Source organism: Salinicola sp. V024 (assembly GCF_052645315.1).
The window spans coordinates 486,938-502,351 of sequence record NZ_JBQXYB010000001.1 but is presented as its reverse complement, the minus strand read 5'-3'; the positions used below and the strand labels follow the sequence as shown (position 1 = coordinate 502,351).

Genomic DNA, 15,414 nt, shown 5'->3' with positions numbered 1-15,414 from the left:
CCAGACCAGCATAGCCTATCCCTCGGCCTTGCCGGACGATCGCGTCAGCAGTTCCCGCGATACCGCCAGGGCTTTCGAATCCGAAGCGCGTAATAACGTCATGTTGCGCTCGGGGATGGCCTCGGGGTCGGCGTGACTTGCGAGTGCTCGTTCGAGCTCGGCTTCGCGCAGGATATGCAGCATCGGGTAAGGCGAACGGTTGGTGGCATTGGCCGCATCGGTCGCCTCGACGCCATCGAAGACATAGTCCGGATGAAAACTCGCCAGCTGATAGATCCCGCGATAGCCCAGATCGTCGAACAGCCGCTCGGCCAGCTCGAGCCAATCCAGATAATCATCGAAATCGTCCATGCCGGCGGGCGCAATCAGCAGCGTGGTGGCAATCGAAGGCTCCGCGTCCAGTCGGCGACATTCGTCCACCAGCTCGTGCAGCAACCCTTCCAGCTCTGCGGACTCGGCCAGCGCATAACGAATGGCATTCCGGCGCATCTCGCGCCCGGCAAAAGGACAGATATCGTGGGCCACGACGAAGGATTCGAGCCAGGCTCGGGTGAGGCTGATCGAAGAAGATTCGATGACGGAACTCCTGAGTTCGGATGGGTCACCCGGGTGGCGTCTTCACACAAATCGCAAATCGATTCACGTAAAGCGAACGTACGCGCCACACAAGTCGAGTAATGTTACGCAGTTACCGCGAAAGTGATTTGCGAAACCCGCGAGCGGCGGCCAGCATAACAGTAACACCTTCATGGAAAGGGAGTTTCCGATGCCAGATACGCCGCCGCATATCGTCCTGCCCGAAAGCCTCGGGGCACCGTCACTTGCTCTCCCGGCGATGGGTCAGGGCACCTGGTACATGGGAGAGGATCTCGTTCCTCGTCAGCAGGAAATCGACGCCCTGCGTTACGGCCTGGATCTCGGGATGAGCCTGATCGATACCGCCGAGATGTATGGCGACGGCGGTGCCGAGCGGGTCGTCGGCGAGGCGATACGCGGTCGCCGTGACGACGCCTTCGTCGTCTCCAAGGTCTATCCCTGGAATGCCGGCCGGGATAGCGCCATCGCCGCCTGCGAGCGCAGCCTCGAACGCCTGGGGATCGATTGCCTGGATCTATACCTGCTGCATTGGCCGGGCAATATTCCCCTCGAAGAGACGTTCGAGGCCTTCGAGCGGTTACGTGATCAGGGCAAGACCCGGCGCTTCGGCGTCTCCAATTTCGATGCCGACAATCTCAGGGCCCTGGACGCCATTCCTGCCGCCGCCGAATGCGCAACCGACCAGGTGCTCTACCATCTCGGTTCCCGCGGTGTCGAAGTCGACATCATCCCATGGATGCAGGACCACCACATTCCAGTGATGGCGTACTGCCCGCTGGCCCAGGGCGGCCGGCTGCGATCCAAACTGCTCTCGTCGAGCGTGGTCAACGAGATCGCCGACAAACACGGTGCCAGCGCCGCGCAGATCCTGCTGGCCTGGGTGATTCGCCCCACCTGCGTCAGTCAGGACGGCATGCGTGGGGTCATTGCGATTCCCAAGGCGTCGAATCTCGCCCACGTCGAGGCCAATGCGAAGGCGCTCGAGATCGAACTCGACAGCGAGGACCTCACGCAGCTCGATGACGCCTTTCCGGCACCCAAGGAGCCGGTATCGCTGGATATCGTCTGAATCGATGATCGCAGCGCCGAATTCCCGAGTCCGACGCCCATCGCAGTGCTCGACACCAGAGCCGCTACAGCGACAGCTGTCCGGTGGTCGCCACCGAGCCGCGCCGGGACGCCAGCCGATCCGCCAGCCGGGTCGGCTCCGGCAGCTTGGTCTTGCCCAGGCAGCGCACGACCCAATTGACCGCGCTATCGAGAGACATTCGATGCCCCGGTGACACGAACAGCGGTTTGACGCCCTCTCTCGAGCGCAGCACGGCGCCGATGGTGACGCGGCCGCGTTCGTCGACGGCAACGTCGCTCGGGTCCTGTTCACGTCGGCGATCGGTCAGCGGCGTCCATTCGCCTTTGACCGACGGTACCTCGCCGAACTGCCCGCACAGCCGGCTCTTGCCCACGCCGATGGTCGGCAGATCGAGCCACAGCCCCAGATGGGAGGCGATTCCCAGTCGACGCGGATGCGCGATGCCCTGCCCGTCGACCATGATCAGGTCCGGGCGCTGCGACAGCTGCTCGAACGCGCCCAGCGCCGCCGGAATTTCGCGAAACGAGAGCAGGCCCGGCACGTACGGCATCCGCGTCGGCTCGCGGTGCACCACCTGCTCGACCAGCGTGAGCGATGGCCATTCGAGCAGCACCAGCGCCGCCCGCGTCGTCTCGCCTCCATCCTCGAAGCCGATATCCATGCCTGCGATCAGGTCGACCTCACCCAGCGTATCCTCGCGTATGATTGCTGGCGCCAGCTGCTTCTGCAGCGCGATCGCCGCCTCGGGCGTCAGATTCCATTCGTGTAGCGCCATCCTGGGCTCTCCCGGTTGTCTCCATGAGTCCGAAAGACTAGTCCCAGGTCGCGCGTCTCTCCAACGGCCGAGGCAATATTGAGGCGCGGTCGTGGCGGTGCGCGGCCATAAGGAAGCGCGCATTGGGTCTTTTCCCCCACGCCCGCCACGTTACACTTGGCGACGCTTTTGCCTCTTCACTCTCTCTTCGTTGCAACAGGGCGCCGCGCCGTGAAATTGATCCACACCGCCGACTGGCATCTGGGCCAGTCTTTCCATGGCCAGGAACGCCATGTCGAACATCGCGCCTTTCTCGACTGGCTGCTGGCGACACTCGTCGAGCGCCGCCCCGATGCCTTGCTGATCGCCGGCGATATCTTCGATGTGGTCAATCCTTCGCTGCGCGCCCAGGAGCTGCTCTACGACTTCATCGTTGCCGCCCACGCCGCCCTGCCGGACTTGGAGATCGTGATGATCGCCGGCAACCACGACAGCGGTTCGCGTATCGAGCTGCCGGCACCGTTGATGAAGAGCCTCAAGACCCATGCTCTGGGCCGCGTGCACTGGCTCGACGACGGTCGTCTCGACAGCGACCATCTGCTGATCCCGCTGCACGACGTCGATGGCACGCTCAAAGCCTGGTGTCTGGCGCTGCCCTTCCTGCGCCCCGCCGAGGTGACCGGCGGCGAGATCGATGACTATCGCCAGGGCATCGCTCGCGTCCACGCAGAGCTGATCGCCGCGGCCGAGGCGTGCCGCCAGCCGGGTCAGGCGCTGGTGGCGATGAGTCACGCGCATCTGCAGGGTGCCGCTGTCTCCGAGGCGAGCGAGCGCCCCATCGTCATCGGTGGCGAGGAGTCGGTCCCGGCGACGCTGTTTCCCGATTCGATCGCCTATGTCGCGCTCGGCCATCTGCATCGGCCCCAGCAGGTCGGCGAGCCACGCATTCGCTACAGCGGCTCGCCGCTGCCGCTCGATTTCAGCGAGAGCCACTATCCGCACCAGGTGGTCGAACTCACCCTCGACGGCGAAACGCTGGGCGAGATCGAGACGCTGCCGATCCCGCGTCACGTGGCACTGATACGCGTAGGCCCGGGCAGTATCGAAGAGGTCGAGCAGACGCTTGGCGAACTGGAGACGGATGCCGATCTTCCTCGTGAACGCTGGCCATGGCTGGAGATCCGGGTCGATCTCGACGCCCCTCGCCCCGATCTGCGCGCCCGGATCGAGGCCGCGATGGCAGACAAGCCGCTACGTCTGTTGCGCATTCACAGCCGCTACCCCAACGCCAGCGGGCGCGACGATGCGGACGCCAACGTTGACCTCGACAGCCTGACCCCGCAGGAGATTTTCACCCGCACCTGGCAGACGCGCTACGGCGATGCGCCTCCGGATGACGTCATGGCGGATTTTGCCAGCCTGCTGCAGCAGGTTCAGGACGCGGAAAGCCGCCATGAGGGGAGCGAGACATGAAAATCCTCGCCATCCGTCTGGAAAACCTCGCCTCGCTGGCCGGCCATCACGAGGTCGACTTCACCGCCTCACCGCTGGCCGACCAGGGTCTGTTCGCCATCACCGGCCCCACCGGCGCCGGTAAGAGCACCCTGCTGGACGCGCTGTGCCTGGCGCTCTACGGCAGCACACCGCGCCTGCGCCAGGCACCGAAACGGGACTCTCAGATCGCCGACGTCAATGACGACACCTTGACCACCGCAGACGCGCGCACCTTGCTGCGTCGAGGCTGCGCCAGTGGCTTCGCGGAAGTCGATTTCGTCGGCCGCGACGGGCGCCGCTATCGGGCACGCTGGGCGGTGCGCCGCGCCCGCAACAAGATCGACGGCAGCCTGCAGAAGATCGAACAGTCATTGACCGACCTGGATGCCAACCAGCTGCTCACCGCACAGACGCGGGAGTTCGAGAAGCTGCTGCCCGAGCGGCTGGGACTCAAGTTCGACCAGTTCACCCGGGCCGTGCTGCTGGCCCAGAGCGAGTTCGCCGCCTTCCTCAAGGCCGACGACAACGAGCGCAGTGAACTGCTGGAGCGTCTGACCGACACGCAGCACTACTCGGAAATCTCCAGAGCTGCCTATCAGCGGGTTCGGGATGCCAAAAGCATTCTCGATGCCATCGAGGTCAGGCTCGCCGACGCGTTGCCGGTAGACGCCGAGACGCGCGCGGCCTATGAACGACAGGCTCAGGCCGAGGAGCAGGCGCTGGCCGATCTCCAGGCCGAGCTGTCGCGCCATCAGACACAGGGCATCGAACTCGAGCGCGAGGCCCAACTGGCGCAAGCCTGGCAGCAGGCCGATGACAGCTGGCGCCAGGCCGATCGCGAATGGCGACAAAATCGGGGGGAACGCGAGCAGCTCGCCCAGCTCGATGAGCTGGCACCCTGGCGAGAGCGGGCAAAGCGCCGTCGGACGCTCGAAAGTACACTTGCCGGGCATCGCCAGACGCTGGCCAGGGAGCGTCGCCAGTCCGAGGATTGCGACCGGGAGCGCGAGGCGCTCGAGCCGCAGCTCGCTAGCGCCCGGCAAGCCCACGAACAAGCCCGGCTCGACGATCGGGAAGCCCAGCCGCAACTGGACGAGGCCCGCCAGCTGGCCGCCGATCTCGAACACCAGCGCCAGCAGCTCACCCAGCAGCAGCGCGAGCACCGCCAGCTCGCCGAGGCAACGCAGGCCGACGCGCAGCGCCGAACGCAATTGCAGGAAGCACGCCAGCCACTCAAGACACGCCTTGGCGAGCAGCAGGCGACCCTCGAAGGGCTGCTGAAAGGCGCTGGCGAGGCGGGCGAGCGTCCAAGCGCCCATGAACTGCGCTCGACCCTGAATCGCCGGCGCGATCTGGCGCAAGGTGAGTTGCAGGCACTGCAGGATCTGCAGCAGGACTGGCGTGAAGGAGAACGGCTACGCCAAGAGCAGACCGAGACGCGCCGGCAGCTCGACAGCGAGCGCCGCCGGCTCCAGGAGCTGGAAACTCAGGGCAAGCAGGCCGCACAGCGGCTCAAGGCGGCGGAATCCGAAGAGACGCTGATCCGCCAGCAGATCGAAGGCGCCCGCGCTGCGCGAAGCGACAGCGTCGAACAGCTGCGCCAGCACCTGAGTGACGACGAACCTTGTCCGGTCTGTGGGGCGACGGCTCACCCCTACCGACACGCGCCACCGGCACACCCCGGCGCTGCCATGATCGAGGCGATCGAGGGGCAGGAACGACAACAGCTCGACAACCATCGCGAACAGGTGGAAAACGCCCACCACGTCTATCACCAGTGCAGCGCCGATTACCGCGCCTGCCGCCAGGGCCTGCTCGAACGCGAGCGCCAGCTCGAGACGCTGTCCCGGCGGCTCGATCAGGCCGAGAGCGCCATTGACGCTCACGCCGCGGCCCCGGCCCTGCGTCAGAGCGAGGCGGCCGGCGGCTGGTTCGAGGCGCGGCGCGAGCGGCTGAACCAGCAATGGCGTCAGGCCAGCGACCAGCTCTCCGCGCTCGACGAGGCGGAACGTCTGCTGCAGCCGCTGGAAGCCGAATGGCAGCAGCTGTCACTCGAACTGGGCAAGCTGGAGGAGCGCCATTCCCTGAACCGTGAGCGTCTGCACACGCTCGAGACGTCGCTGCCCTCGTTGCAACAGCAGGTGGACGACACCGGATCACGACTTGCAGCCCGGCTCGGCAGTCACGACTCCGTTCCGGCCTGGCAGGCGGCACTGGAGCAGCGACGCCAGCAGGCGGAAGCGACGCTCGAGGAACATCGAACGCGCTGGCAGACGCTGGCCCAGACCCGGACCCAGTTGACGCAGCGGCTGACGGATCTCGAGCAGCGCCAGCGAGAGGCGCAGACGGAATTCGACGAGCTCGACGGCGACTGGCAAGCCTGGCGCCGCGAGCGTCCGGCGCTGGACGACGACACGATCGACACCCTGCTGGCGGTCAGCGAGGCGGATCACCGCCGCCGCCGGGAGCGCAGCGCACAATCCGAGCGCGACCTCGCCGCTGTCACCGTCAAGCGCGAGGAACGTCAGCAGGCGCTACGCGAGCAGCGCCGCGCGCTCCTTCCGGACCGAGACGAAAACCAGTTGCTCGATGACGCGGCTACCCGCGAACTGGCGGCACGGTTGATCCACCAGCGCGAGACCGCTGAAGCCCTGATCCGCCAGCGAGACGAGCGTCAGGACACCCGCGACGCCGCCCAGCATCAGCTTCGTGAAGACGATCGTCGTCGTCAGGCGCAGCGCGATGGCGCCCAGGAGCGCGAATCGGCCCGGCACGAAGTCAATCGCTGGGAGCGCCTGAACGGCCTGATCGGCAGTGCCGACGGCAAGCGTTTCCGGCGCATCGCCCAGGCCTACAATCTCGACCATCTACTGACCCACGCCAATCAGCATCTGCGCGCGCTGACGCCACGCTACCGATTGATACGCGGCGGCAGCGAGCTCGGCATTCTGGTGATCGATGGCGACATGGCCGACGAGCGCCGCTCGGTCCACTCGCTCTCCGGCGGCGAAACCTTTCTGGTGTCGCTGGCGTTGGCGCTGGGGCTGGCGTCAATGGCCTCCCACCAGCTGGCGATCGAATCGTTGTTCATCGATGAAGGATTCGGCAGTCTCGACCCCGAATCGCTGGCGTTGGCGATGGACGCGCTCGACGGCCTGCAGGCCCAGGGGCGCCGCGTGGGGGTAATCTCTCACGTCCAGGAGATGCACGAGCGGATTCCGCTACAGATTCGGGTCGAACCCAGCGGCAACGGGGCCAGCCGGCTGGTGATTCAGCGCCGTTGACGGCCGGCTATCGCCCGCAAGCTGCGCGCGCGAAGTCGACGCCATGAGTCACACCTCGATCGCCGCCCGGGCCATGACCTGAGCGGCGGCACCTCTGGCGGCGGTGAACGTGCTGTCTTCGATGATCTTGATCGGAACGGATTGCGACTGCCTGAGCAGATCGTTTTGATGGGCCTCGAAGTAGGCCAGCGCCGGCTCGATCAGAGGCCCTTTCAGCCACATCAACGACCCGCCCAGAATCAGCATCGACGGGTTGAGCGTGTGATGCAGGTTGAGCATCAGCAGCCCCAGTGCTTCTCCGGCGCGCTGAATCAAGGCTTGCACGTCCGCCTCACCGGCCCGGGCTCGTACCGAGGCGCTGAGGCTGTCATCGATATCGAGACCCAGCGACTCGCGCAGCGCCCAACCGCTGACCAGGGTTTCGGCACAGCCGCGGTTGCCGCAATGGCAAAGCGCTCCGCCCGGCTGAATCACGGTATGGCCGATCTCCCCGACCAGGCCTTGATAGCCGCGTGGCACCACGGGGAAATGTTCACCGCTGACCACGCCGCAGCCGATACCGATATCGGCGCTGATGTAGGCGAGCGACTCGGGCGGAATGCCCTCGAAAAAATAGAACTCGCCGAACGCCGCCGCGTTGGCCTCGTTGTCCAGTAGCCAGACTCCATCCGGTAGATCCGGCTCTTCCCGCAGCAGCGCCAGAAAATCGACGTCGATCCAGCCCAGATTGGGCGCCAGGCTGAGGATCGGCGCGGTGGGAGAGACGGGGCCGGGCACCGCAACGCCCAGCCCCAGACAGCGCCGACCCGCGATGGCGGGCGCTTCGCGTAGCTGGTTCAGCAGCTTCGCCAGACGCGTCGCGGTGGAAACGGGATCGGCGGGCGGCGCTTCCTGATGGCTGCTTGCCAGAATCTCCCCGACAAGATTGCAGGCAACTAGCCGCAGGCCCTTGACCCCCACTTCGGCACCCAGCATGTAGTGTCGCTCTCCATCCAGATAGAGCGCGCGCCCCGGCCGGCCACCGCCGCGCGCATGCAACTCTCCCTCGCGTAGCCAGCCTCGTTCGACCAGCGTTTGCACCACACTGCCTACCGTCGCCTTGGTCAGGCCTGTCTCGAGCGCGATATCGGCCCGCGACAATCCCGGGCTGCGCCGCACGGTGCTCAGAATCGTGCTGCGATTGAGGCTCTTCAGATAGTTGAGATCACCGGCAGTTTGCGGGGTGAAGGAGTTGGGCATGGGAAAGAGGACAGCGTCGGGTGGCGGTGGATACAGCGACTATACCAAAGCCCGCTGAGATCGACCGAGAAGCACCACCATCATGAGCCTTAAGTCTTAGATCCATTAGTCTCAAAGACAATGGTCTTAACACCAATGGTCAATGGCAGCCGGCACCACATGCGCGCATGATCGCCCTCAACTTAGTTAATAGGTTTTACTAACCTTCAGGAGCCTTCATGCCGTCAGCCATCTATCCCGGTCTCGAAAGCAAGCGCGTGGTCATTACCGGCGGCGGTTCCGGCATCGGCGAGGGCCTGGTACGTGCCTTTGCCGAGCAGCGCGCCGAAATCCACTTCATCGATATTATCGATGACGCCCAGGCGCTGGCCGAGGAGCTCGGCAGCAACGTCCATTTCCATCAGTGCGACCTGACCGATGCTGAGGCGCTGATCGCGACGCTCACCGCCATCGGCGATGTCGACATCCTGGTCAACAACGCGGCAAACGACGATCGCCACCGCCTCGAGGATATTACCCCCGAGTATTGGGAAAATCGGATGGCGGTCAATCTGCGCCATCTGGTGCTGGCTGCTCGCGAAGTGGCGCCTGCCATGCGCCGTCGAGGTGAGGGCGTCATCATCAATCTGGGCTCGATCAGCTGGCACCTCGGGCAGCCTGGCCTGGTGCTCTACGAGACTGCCAAGGCCGGCATCGAGGGGCTGACGCGAGCGTTGGCGAGCGAGCTTGGCAGCGACGGCATCCGCGTCAACTGCGTGATTCCCGGCAACGTCAAGACGCCACGCCAGTCGCGCTGGTACAGCCCCGAGGATGAAGAGCAGATCGTCGCCGAACAGAAGCTCAAGGTCCGTATCCATCCTCACCACGTGGCCTCCATGGTGCTCTTCCTCTCCTCGGACGCCGCGGCCGCCTGTACCGCTCACAACTATTGGGTCGATGCCGGCTGGCTCTGATCGCAAGCTGCCTCGGAACCCTCATCGAGAGACCATTGGAGTTCAACAATGCCAACATCAAGCACTTCACAAAATCCTGTCGTGGTTCTACTTATCTGCTGCGTGGCCGCCATTGGCGGCTTCCTGTTCGGTTTCGATAGCGGTGTCATCAACGGCACCGTCGACGGCCTTCAGCAGGCTTTCCAGTCGGAAAGTGTCGGCACCGGTTTCAACGTCGCCTCGATGCTGCTGGGCTGCGCCGTCGGCGCCTTCTTCGCCGGCCGACTGGCGGATAAATTCGGCCGCCGTACGCTGCTGCTGGTCGCTGCCGTGTTCTTTATCATCAGCGCCTGGGGTTCCGGCATCGCCGGGGGATCATTCGAGTTCGTGATCTATCGGATACTGGGCGGTCTGGCAGTGGGTGCGGCCAGCGTCATGTCGCCGGCCTACATCAGTGAAATCGCCCCCTCGCACCTGCGCGGCCGATTGGCGACCATTCAGCAAGTCGCGATCATCGGCGGGCTGTTCTTCTCGTTTCTCAACAACTACGCCCTGGCCAATATCGCCGGCGGCTCCACCGCCGAGCTGTGGTTCGGTTTTGAAGCCTGGCGCTGCATGTTCTGGATGGAACTGATTCCGGCCGGCATCTTCCTGATCGCGCTGATGTTCATCCCGGAAAGCCCGCGCTTTCTGGTCAGTGCCGGACATGACGACAAGGCCAAACGCGTTCTTCGCCTCGTCTACGACGAAGCCGGAACCGAAAAGCGCCTGGCAGACATTCACGCCTCGCTTTCCAACCGTCATAAACCGCGCCTGTCGGACCTGATCAACCCCGCTACCGGCAAGCTGCTGAAACTGGTCTGGATCGGCATCGGCCTGGCGGTGTTCCAGCAGCTGGTCGGGATCAACGTGGTGTTCTACTACGGTGCGGTACTGTGGCAGGCGGTCGGTTTCTCCGAAAGCGATGCCCTGATGATCAACGTCATCAGCGGCGCGGTCAGCATCGCGGCCTGCCTGGTCACGATCGGCCTGATCGATCGTATCGGTCGCAAGCCGCTGCTGTGGGCAGGGTCGGTGGGCATGACGATCACCCTGGCAATTCTGGTCTACGCATTCTCTACCGCAGAGATCGTCAACGGCAGCCTGGCGCTTTCCTCGGGCAACGGCATCCTCGCCCTGCTTGCGGCCAATGCCTACGTCTTCTTCTTCAACGTCTCCTGGGGCCCGGTAATGTGGGTCATGCTCGGGGAGATGTACCCCAACCAGGTGCGCGGGTCGGGACTGGCCGTTGCCGGGCTGTTCCAGTGGGTCGCCAACTTCGCCATCACCATGACCTTCCCGATCATGCTGGCATCGATCGGCCTCACCGGCGCGTATGGCTTCTACGCGATCTGCGCCCTGCTCTCGGTCATCTTCGTCGCTCGCTTCGTGCGCGAAACCAACGGCAAGGAACTCGAGGATATGGCGTACGAGTGAGCGGCCAATACGCCGTGATCTAAGCATCACGTAGCTTGCAACGAGCAAGGCCCGCGCCGGATGGCGCGGGCCTTCTTTTTGGGACGCTGTCTCCCGCACTGTTCTCCAAGGTCTTTTTCGAAGCTCTTCCCCCAGGCTCTTTCTTGAGGCCCTGTTTCGGGACCCTGTTTCGGGGGCCCTTTCTAGAAGCTCTCTAAACCCCTCTGAGCCTTCTTCCCATACCTTCTCTAGGAAACAGCACTTCGAACGGCGACAGTCACGCTGGGAACCCTGGACGCTATCTCTTCATCCCGCCATCTTCGCGGCGATCTCGGCCACGTGTTTGCCCTGGAACCGGGCAATCGTCAGTTCGTTCTCGCTCGGGGTACGACTGCCGTCGGCGTTGGCCAGCGTCGTCGCGCCGTAGGGCGTGCCGCCGGTGATCTCGTTCATGTTGGAGAGCTCCGGGCAGCTATAAGGCACGCCGACGATGACCATGCCGTGATGCAGCAAGGTGGTGTGGATCGAGGTCAACGTGGTTTCCTGGCCGCCATGCTGGGTCGCCGTCGAGGCAAACGCACTGCCGATCTTGCCGATCAGCTGACCCTGCGCCCAGGGGCCGCCAGTCATGTCCCAGAAGTTGCGCATCTGGGAAGTCATGTTTCCGAAACGGGTCGGGGTGCCGACAATGATGGCGTCGTATTGTGCCAGGGCATCGGGCCCTTCGATCAGTGCCGCCTCCTGATCGACCTTGTAGCCGGATTTCACCGCCACCTCTTCCGGCACCAATTCAGGCACGCGACGGATGTCGACCTGTGTGCCGCTGACACCTTCGGCGCCCTGCGCGACAGCCTTGGCCATGGTCTCGATGTGGCCGTAGCTCGAGTAGTACAACACCAGCACTTTGCTCATAGGAGTTCTCCTGAAGAGATCGGGTTTTTACGACGAACCGCCTCTCAGGCTAGCCCGCGCGATGAGGCGATGCCATCACCGGGCCACTGCATTTTTTGCGCCGGAACCCGCGAAGATATCGAACGCTTTCCGAGCATGGGATCACCACTCCACCCGCCACGCCCGTCGGTTCAGCCGTTTGTTGGCAGGCAGGATTAGCCGCTATTCTGTCGGCACACCCACCCAAAAGTGGTCCACGTTGGTGGATCGGAGCCAGTGATGACGACTTCCCGCGACCTGCTGACGAGCCTGATCGGCTTCGATACCGTCTCCCGCCATTCGAACCTCGAGCTGATCGACTTCGTCGAGCGCTACCTCGCGTCTCATCAAGTCGTGTCACAGCGCATCAGCAACGCCGATGGCAGCAAAGCGAATCTATTGGCCCGCATCGGGCCGGCGGTCGAAGGCGGTGTGGTGCTTTCCGGTCATACCGACGTGGTCCCGGTGGACGGCCAGCCCTGGAGCAGCGATCCGTTCATCCTCACGGACAAGGGCGACGGTCGTCTGTATGGTCGCGGCAGCTGCGACATGAAGGGGTTCCTCGCCTGTGCCCTGGCGCAAGTACCCGCCTGGCAGGCGCTGGATCTGAAGCGGCCAATCTATCTGGCGTTCTCGTTCGACGAGGAGATCGGCTGCCTCGGCGCGCCTTCGATGATCGAACAGCTGATGGCGGACGAGCCGCTGCCCGGCGCGGTCATCATCGGCGAGCCAACCTCGATGCAGCCGGTGGTAGCGCAGAAAGGGATCACCACGATGCGCACCACCGTGACCGGCAAGGAGTCGCATTCGAGCCAGATCAACCAGGGCGTATCGGCGATCCACGTCGCCGCGAGGCTGGTGACTCAGATCGAAGCGATCATGCAGGAACTGGTCGACGAAGGTGCCCTGGAATCCGTCTTCAACGTCCAGCATTCGAGCCTGCACGTGGGCCTGATCGAAGGCGGCACCGCGATCAACATCATGGCGCGCCACTGCCAGTTCGACTGGGAGATCCGTCATCTGCCCAGCGACGGCTTCGACGTCGTCTTCGCGCGTTTCGAGCGCTACGCCAGAGCACTCGAGGCCGAACTCCAGCAGCGCGCACCGGAGATTAGCATCGTCACCGAGCAGATGGTCGACACCGTGCCGGCGCTGGCCGATCGGGACAACGCCGCAGCCGTCGAACTGTGTCGTGAATGCCTCGGTGACCCGAACCTAGAGACCGGCGGCGTCGCCTACGCGACCGAAGGCGGCCAGTTCCAGCGCGTCGGCCTGCAGACCCTCGTCTGCGGCCCGGGCAGTATCGAACAGGCCCATCAGCCGGACGAGTACATTGAGATCAGCCAGCTCGAGGCCGGCGACCGATTCATGCAGCGACTGGGCGAGCGGCTGACGCGATGAGTGCTGCCGCCTCCCGCTTTCATCGACCAACGGAGACCCTGATTCATGACCACGCCCGCCCTCGCCGTTCGCCGCACCGCGCTGGTCGCCGTCTACGGCACGTTGAAGCGCGGTTTGCGCAATCATCACTGGCTTGATGGGGCCGAGTTCGTCGGTAGCGATGTCATCACCACCGCGACGCTCTACGATATCGGCCCTTATCCAGGCGCCAAGGCCGAACCGTCACGGGGCATCGAGATCGAAGTCTTCCGCGTCGACGCGGTCTGCCTGAAGGGACTGGACCGGCTGGAAGACTATCGAGTACGCCGCCCGAAATCCGGCGACTACGATCGCGCCGTTCACGACACCGCGTTCGGCCCCGCCTGGCTCTACTTGTACAATCGCGACGTCGCGGGCTGCCCGGTAATTCGCCAGGGCGGCTGGCCTATGGTGGCGTAGATCCAGGGTTTTTCCCGCCACCAGCAGTCACGCATCGAAGAACACTTTCAGCACGTGGTCCATGTGCACTTCCATCGCTTGTCTTGCCGCGTCGGGATCGCGATTTTCGATCGCGTCGAGAATACGTTGATGATCGTTCTGTGACTGACGCGGCATGTCGGTCTCCATGAACAGCTCCTGAAGTCGACGAAACATCTTGCCGTACTGGTGCCCGAGCAGATGCTTGATAGTCATGGCATAAGCGGCGTTGCCCGAGGCCTCGGCAATCCGAATATGCAGCAGCCGGTCGCCCGCCTGGTTACGCCCGCCGTGGCGGTTGTCCTCGACATTGCGCGCATAGGCGGCACGCATCGCCGCGAGATCGTCCTCGCTGGCATTGATCGCGGCCAGCGCCGCGGTTTCGGGTTCCAGATAGCGTCTCGCCTGCAGCAGCGAGAACGGCGGGATTTCCTGATCCAGATCCAGCTCGATCTCGCTGGCGAACTCCGGGTCCAGCGCCCACCCCTCCAAACGCCGTGCCGCACTCATCACTGACGACTCGACCTCGCCCGAACGCTCCAGCACCAGCACGCCATGGCCGACGCGAACCTCGACCTGCCCCACTACCTCCAGCGCGATCAGCGCCTCGCGCACCGATGCCCGGCTGACGCCAAGCTGCTGGGCCAGATCGCGCTCCGGCGGTAGCAGGCTGCCGGGCGGGAACTCACCCTGTTGAATCAATACCAATAGCTGATCGGCAATCTGTCGATAGAGCCGCTGCGCGCGAATAGTCTGGATCGGCATCCATCGATCTCCCGGTTTCATGAGCAGGACGAGTTAGACATTGGTCGCAAATTCGAACGTTTTCACCGGCCTGGCCGGGACTATTAGACGTTTGGCGATTTGCGGGCCGTTTCCACAAAGGATAATACTTGGATCAAAGGTCAGGCCTTTAGACATTAGAACCAAACCTGTGCTGAGAAGCAAAAAGCCCAGAAGCAGAAAAGTGCAGATCAAAACCGCTTTCAGGAGCCATCGGTCATGCGACTCGCCAACAAAACCGCTTTGATCACCGCCGCCGGTCAGGGCATCGGCCGTGCCACCGTCGAGCGATTCCTGGCCGAGGGGGCTCGAGTCATTGCCACCGATATCGATGCGGCCAAGCTCGAGGGGCTGGAAAACGCCCAGTGCCACGCCCTCGATGTCACCGATGCCGAGGCCGTGCGCACGCTGATCGAGTCGCTGCCGCCGCTGGACATCCTGTTCAACTGCGCGGGAACGGTGCCGAGCGGCTCGATTCTCGAGTGCGACGACGCCCAATGGGCTTTCGCCCAGCGCCTCAACGTCGACTCGATGTTCTACACCATTCGCGCAGCGCTGCCGTCGATGCTGGAGAACGGTGGCGGCAGCATCATCAACATGTCGTCGCTCGCTTCCAGCACCAAGGGCGTCGTCAATCGCTTCGCCTACGGCACGACCAAGGCCGCAGTTGTCGGACTGACCAAATCCGTGGCCGCCGACTACATGACCCGGGGCATTCGCTGCAATGCGATCTGCCCGGGCACGGTCGACTCCCCGTCCCTGCGCGAGCGGGTTGCCGAGCAGGCGCGCCAGCAGGGCCGTACCACGGATGAAGTCTTTGCCGAATTCATCGCCCGCCAGCCCATGGGCCGGCTGGGCAAGGTCGAAGAGATCGCGGCGCTAGCGACGCATCTGGCCAGCGACGAGGCGGGATTCATCACCGGGACGGTGCAGTTGATCGATGGCGGCTGGTCCAACTAGGTTCGCTCTCAGCGCTAGAAGCCAGCGATAACGAATTCA

At 64.0% G+C, this 15,414-nt stretch carries 13 protein-coding genes; 8 read left to right on the top strand and 5 right to left on the bottom strand.

What is annotated here, in order from left to right; translation table 11 throughout:
* Nucleotides 1-15 precede the first annotated feature (15 nt).
* Nucleotides 16-561: a DUF1415 domain-containing protein gene (locus ACUN9V_RS02300; RefSeq protein ID WP_445510362.1), complete on the bottom strand. Its 546-nt coding sequence runs from the start codon at nucleotides 559-561 to the stop codon at nucleotides 16-18.
* Between the two features lie 205 nt (nucleotides 562-766).
* Here ACUN9V_RS02300 and ACUN9V_RS02295 point away from each other — a divergent pair, with 205 nt between their 5' ends.
* Nucleotides 767-1,666, top strand: coding sequence for an aldo/keto reductase (locus ACUN9V_RS02295; protein WP_445510210.1), 900 nt, complete (start codon nucleotides 767-769; stop codon nucleotides 1,664-1,666).
* 64 nt (nucleotides 1,667-1,730) lie between these two features.
* Here the strand turns inward: ACUN9V_RS02295 and nfi are convergent, their stop codons facing one another.
* A complete protein-coding gene (nfi, locus tag ACUN9V_RS02290; protein WP_445510209.1) occupies nucleotides 1,731-2,462 on the bottom strand; it encodes a deoxyribonuclease V in 732 nt (243 codons plus the stop codon).
* 210 nt (nucleotides 2,463-2,672) lie between these two features.
* On the opposite strand from nfi, the gene ACUN9V_RS02285 reads away from it, so the two are divergent.
* Nucleotides 2,673-3,914 carry an exonuclease SbcCD subunit D C-terminal domain-containing protein gene (locus ACUN9V_RS02285; protein WP_445510208.1) on the top strand — a complete coding sequence of 414 codons (1,242 nt, stop codon included), beginning with the start codon at nucleotides 2,673-2,675 and terminating at the stop codon, nucleotides 3,912-3,914.
* Nucleotides 3,911-7,219: an AAA family ATPase gene (locus ACUN9V_RS02280; RefSeq protein WP_445510207.1), complete on the top strand. Its 3,309-nt coding sequence runs from the start codon at nucleotides 3,911-3,913 to the stop codon at nucleotides 7,217-7,219. Before ACUN9V_RS02285 ends, ACUN9V_RS02280 begins: the two co-directional genes overlap by 4 nt.
* 48 nt (nucleotides 7,220-7,267) lie before the next feature.
* Here ACUN9V_RS02280 and ACUN9V_RS02275 read toward each other — a convergent pair whose 3' ends face one another.
* Nucleotides 7,268-8,458, bottom strand: a complete 1,191-nt coding sequence (locus ACUN9V_RS02275; RefSeq protein WP_445510206.1) for an ROK family transcriptional regulator — start codon at nucleotides 8,456-8,458, stop codon at nucleotides 7,268-7,270.
* Nucleotides 8,459-8,676: 218 nt separating this feature from the next.
* Between ACUN9V_RS02275 and ACUN9V_RS02270 the strand changes: the two genes are divergently transcribed.
* Together ACUN9V_RS02270 and ACUN9V_RS02265 are read left to right on the top strand one after the other, a co-directional pair.
* Nucleotides 8,677-9,411 (top strand): SDR family NAD(P)-dependent oxidoreductase, encoded by a 735-nt coding sequence (locus tag ACUN9V_RS02270; protein WP_445510205.1) that lies wholly within the window; start codon nucleotides 8,677-8,679, stop codon nucleotides 9,409-9,411.
* Between the two features lie 48 nt (nucleotides 9,412-9,459).
* Nucleotides 9,460-10,866, top strand: a complete 1,407-nt coding sequence (locus ACUN9V_RS02265) for a sugar porter family MFS transporter (protein ID WP_075563634.1) — start codon at nucleotides 9,460-9,462, stop codon at nucleotides 10,864-10,866.
* 285 nt (nucleotides 10,867-11,151) lie between these two features.
* Here the strand turns inward: ACUN9V_RS02265 and wrbA are convergent, their stop codons facing one another.
* Nucleotides 11,152-11,757: an NAD(P)H:quinone oxidoreductase gene (wrbA, locus tag ACUN9V_RS02260; RefSeq protein ID WP_445510204.1), complete on the bottom strand. Its 606-nt coding sequence runs from the start codon at nucleotides 11,755-11,757 to the stop codon at nucleotides 11,152-11,154.
* Nucleotides 11,758-12,015: 258 nt separating this feature from the next.
* Between wrbA and argE the strand changes: the two genes are divergently transcribed.
* The gene (argE, locus tag ACUN9V_RS02255; protein WP_445510203.1) at nucleotides 12,016-13,176 is read left to right on the top strand and encodes an acetylornithine deacetylase; all 1,161 of its coding nucleotides are present in this window, start codon (nucleotides 12,016-12,018) and stop codon (nucleotides 13,174-13,176) included.
* Between the two features lie 45 nt (nucleotides 13,177-13,221).
* A complete protein-coding gene (locus ACUN9V_RS02250) occupies nucleotides 13,222-13,614 on the top strand; it encodes a gamma-glutamylcyclotransferase family protein (RefSeq protein WP_445510202.1) in 393 nt (130 codons plus the stop codon).
* A 27-nt stretch (nucleotides 13,615-13,641) separates the two neighbouring features.
* On the opposite strand, the gene ACUN9V_RS02245 is transcribed toward ACUN9V_RS02250, so the two are convergent.
* Nucleotides 13,642-14,397, bottom strand: a complete 756-nt coding sequence (locus tag ACUN9V_RS02245) for a FadR/GntR family transcriptional regulator (RefSeq protein WP_075563638.1) — start codon at nucleotides 14,395-14,397, stop codon at nucleotides 13,642-13,644.
* A 237-nt stretch (nucleotides 14,398-14,634) separates the two neighbouring features.
* Between ACUN9V_RS02245 and ACUN9V_RS02240 the strand changes: the two genes are divergently transcribed.
* Nucleotides 14,635-15,375 (top strand): SDR family oxidoreductase, encoded by a 741-nt coding sequence (locus tag ACUN9V_RS02240; RefSeq protein WP_445510201.1) that lies wholly within the window; start codon nucleotides 14,635-14,637, stop codon nucleotides 15,373-15,375.
* Nucleotides 15,376-15,414 lie beyond the last annotated feature (39 nt).

What these genes read in the sequence shown, in the direction of transcription:
- ACUN9V_RS02250 (WP_445510202.1), top strand. Translation starts at nt 13,222, where the DNA reads ATGACCACGCCCGCCCTCGCCGTTCGCCGCACCGCGCTGGTCGCCGTC.
- ACUN9V_RS02295 (WP_445510210.1), top strand. Translation starts at nt 767, where the DNA reads ATGCCAGATACGCCGCCGCATATCGTCCTGCCCGAAAGCCTCGGGGCA.
- ACUN9V_RS02280 (WP_445510207.1), top strand. Translation starts at nt 3,911, where the DNA reads ATGAAAATCCTCGCCATCCGTCTGGAAAACCTCGCCTCGCTGGCCGGC.
- wrbA (WP_445510204.1), bottom strand. Translation starts at nt 11,757, where the DNA reads ATGAGCAAAGTGCTGGTGTTGTACTACTCGAGCTACGGCCACATCGAG.
- ACUN9V_RS02245 (WP_075563638.1), bottom strand. Translation starts at nt 14,397, where the DNA reads ATGCCGATCCAGACTATTCGCGCGCAGCGGCTCTATCGACAGATTGCC.
- ACUN9V_RS02265 (WP_075563634.1), top strand. Translation starts at nt 9,460, where the DNA reads ATGCCAACATCAAGCACTTCACAAAATCCTGTCGTGGTTCTACTTATC.
- ACUN9V_RS02240 (WP_445510201.1), top strand. Translation starts at nt 14,635, where the DNA reads ATGCGACTCGCCAACAAAACCGCTTTGATCACCGCCGCCGGTCAGGGC.
- ACUN9V_RS02270 (WP_445510205.1), top strand. Translation starts at nt 8,677, where the DNA reads ATGCCGTCAGCCATCTATCCCGGTCTCGAAAGCAAGCGCGTGGTCATT.
- nfi (WP_445510209.1), bottom strand. Translation starts at nt 2,462, where the DNA reads ATGGCGCTACACGAATGGAATCTGACGCCCGAGGCGGCGATCGCGCTG.
- ACUN9V_RS02275 (WP_445510206.1), bottom strand. Translation starts at nt 8,458, where the DNA reads ATGCCCAACTCCTTCACCCCGCAAACTGCCGGTGATCTCAACTATCTG.
- argE (WP_445510203.1), top strand. Translation starts at nt 12,016, where the DNA reads ATGACGACTTCCCGCGACCTGCTGACGAGCCTGATCGGCTTCGATACC.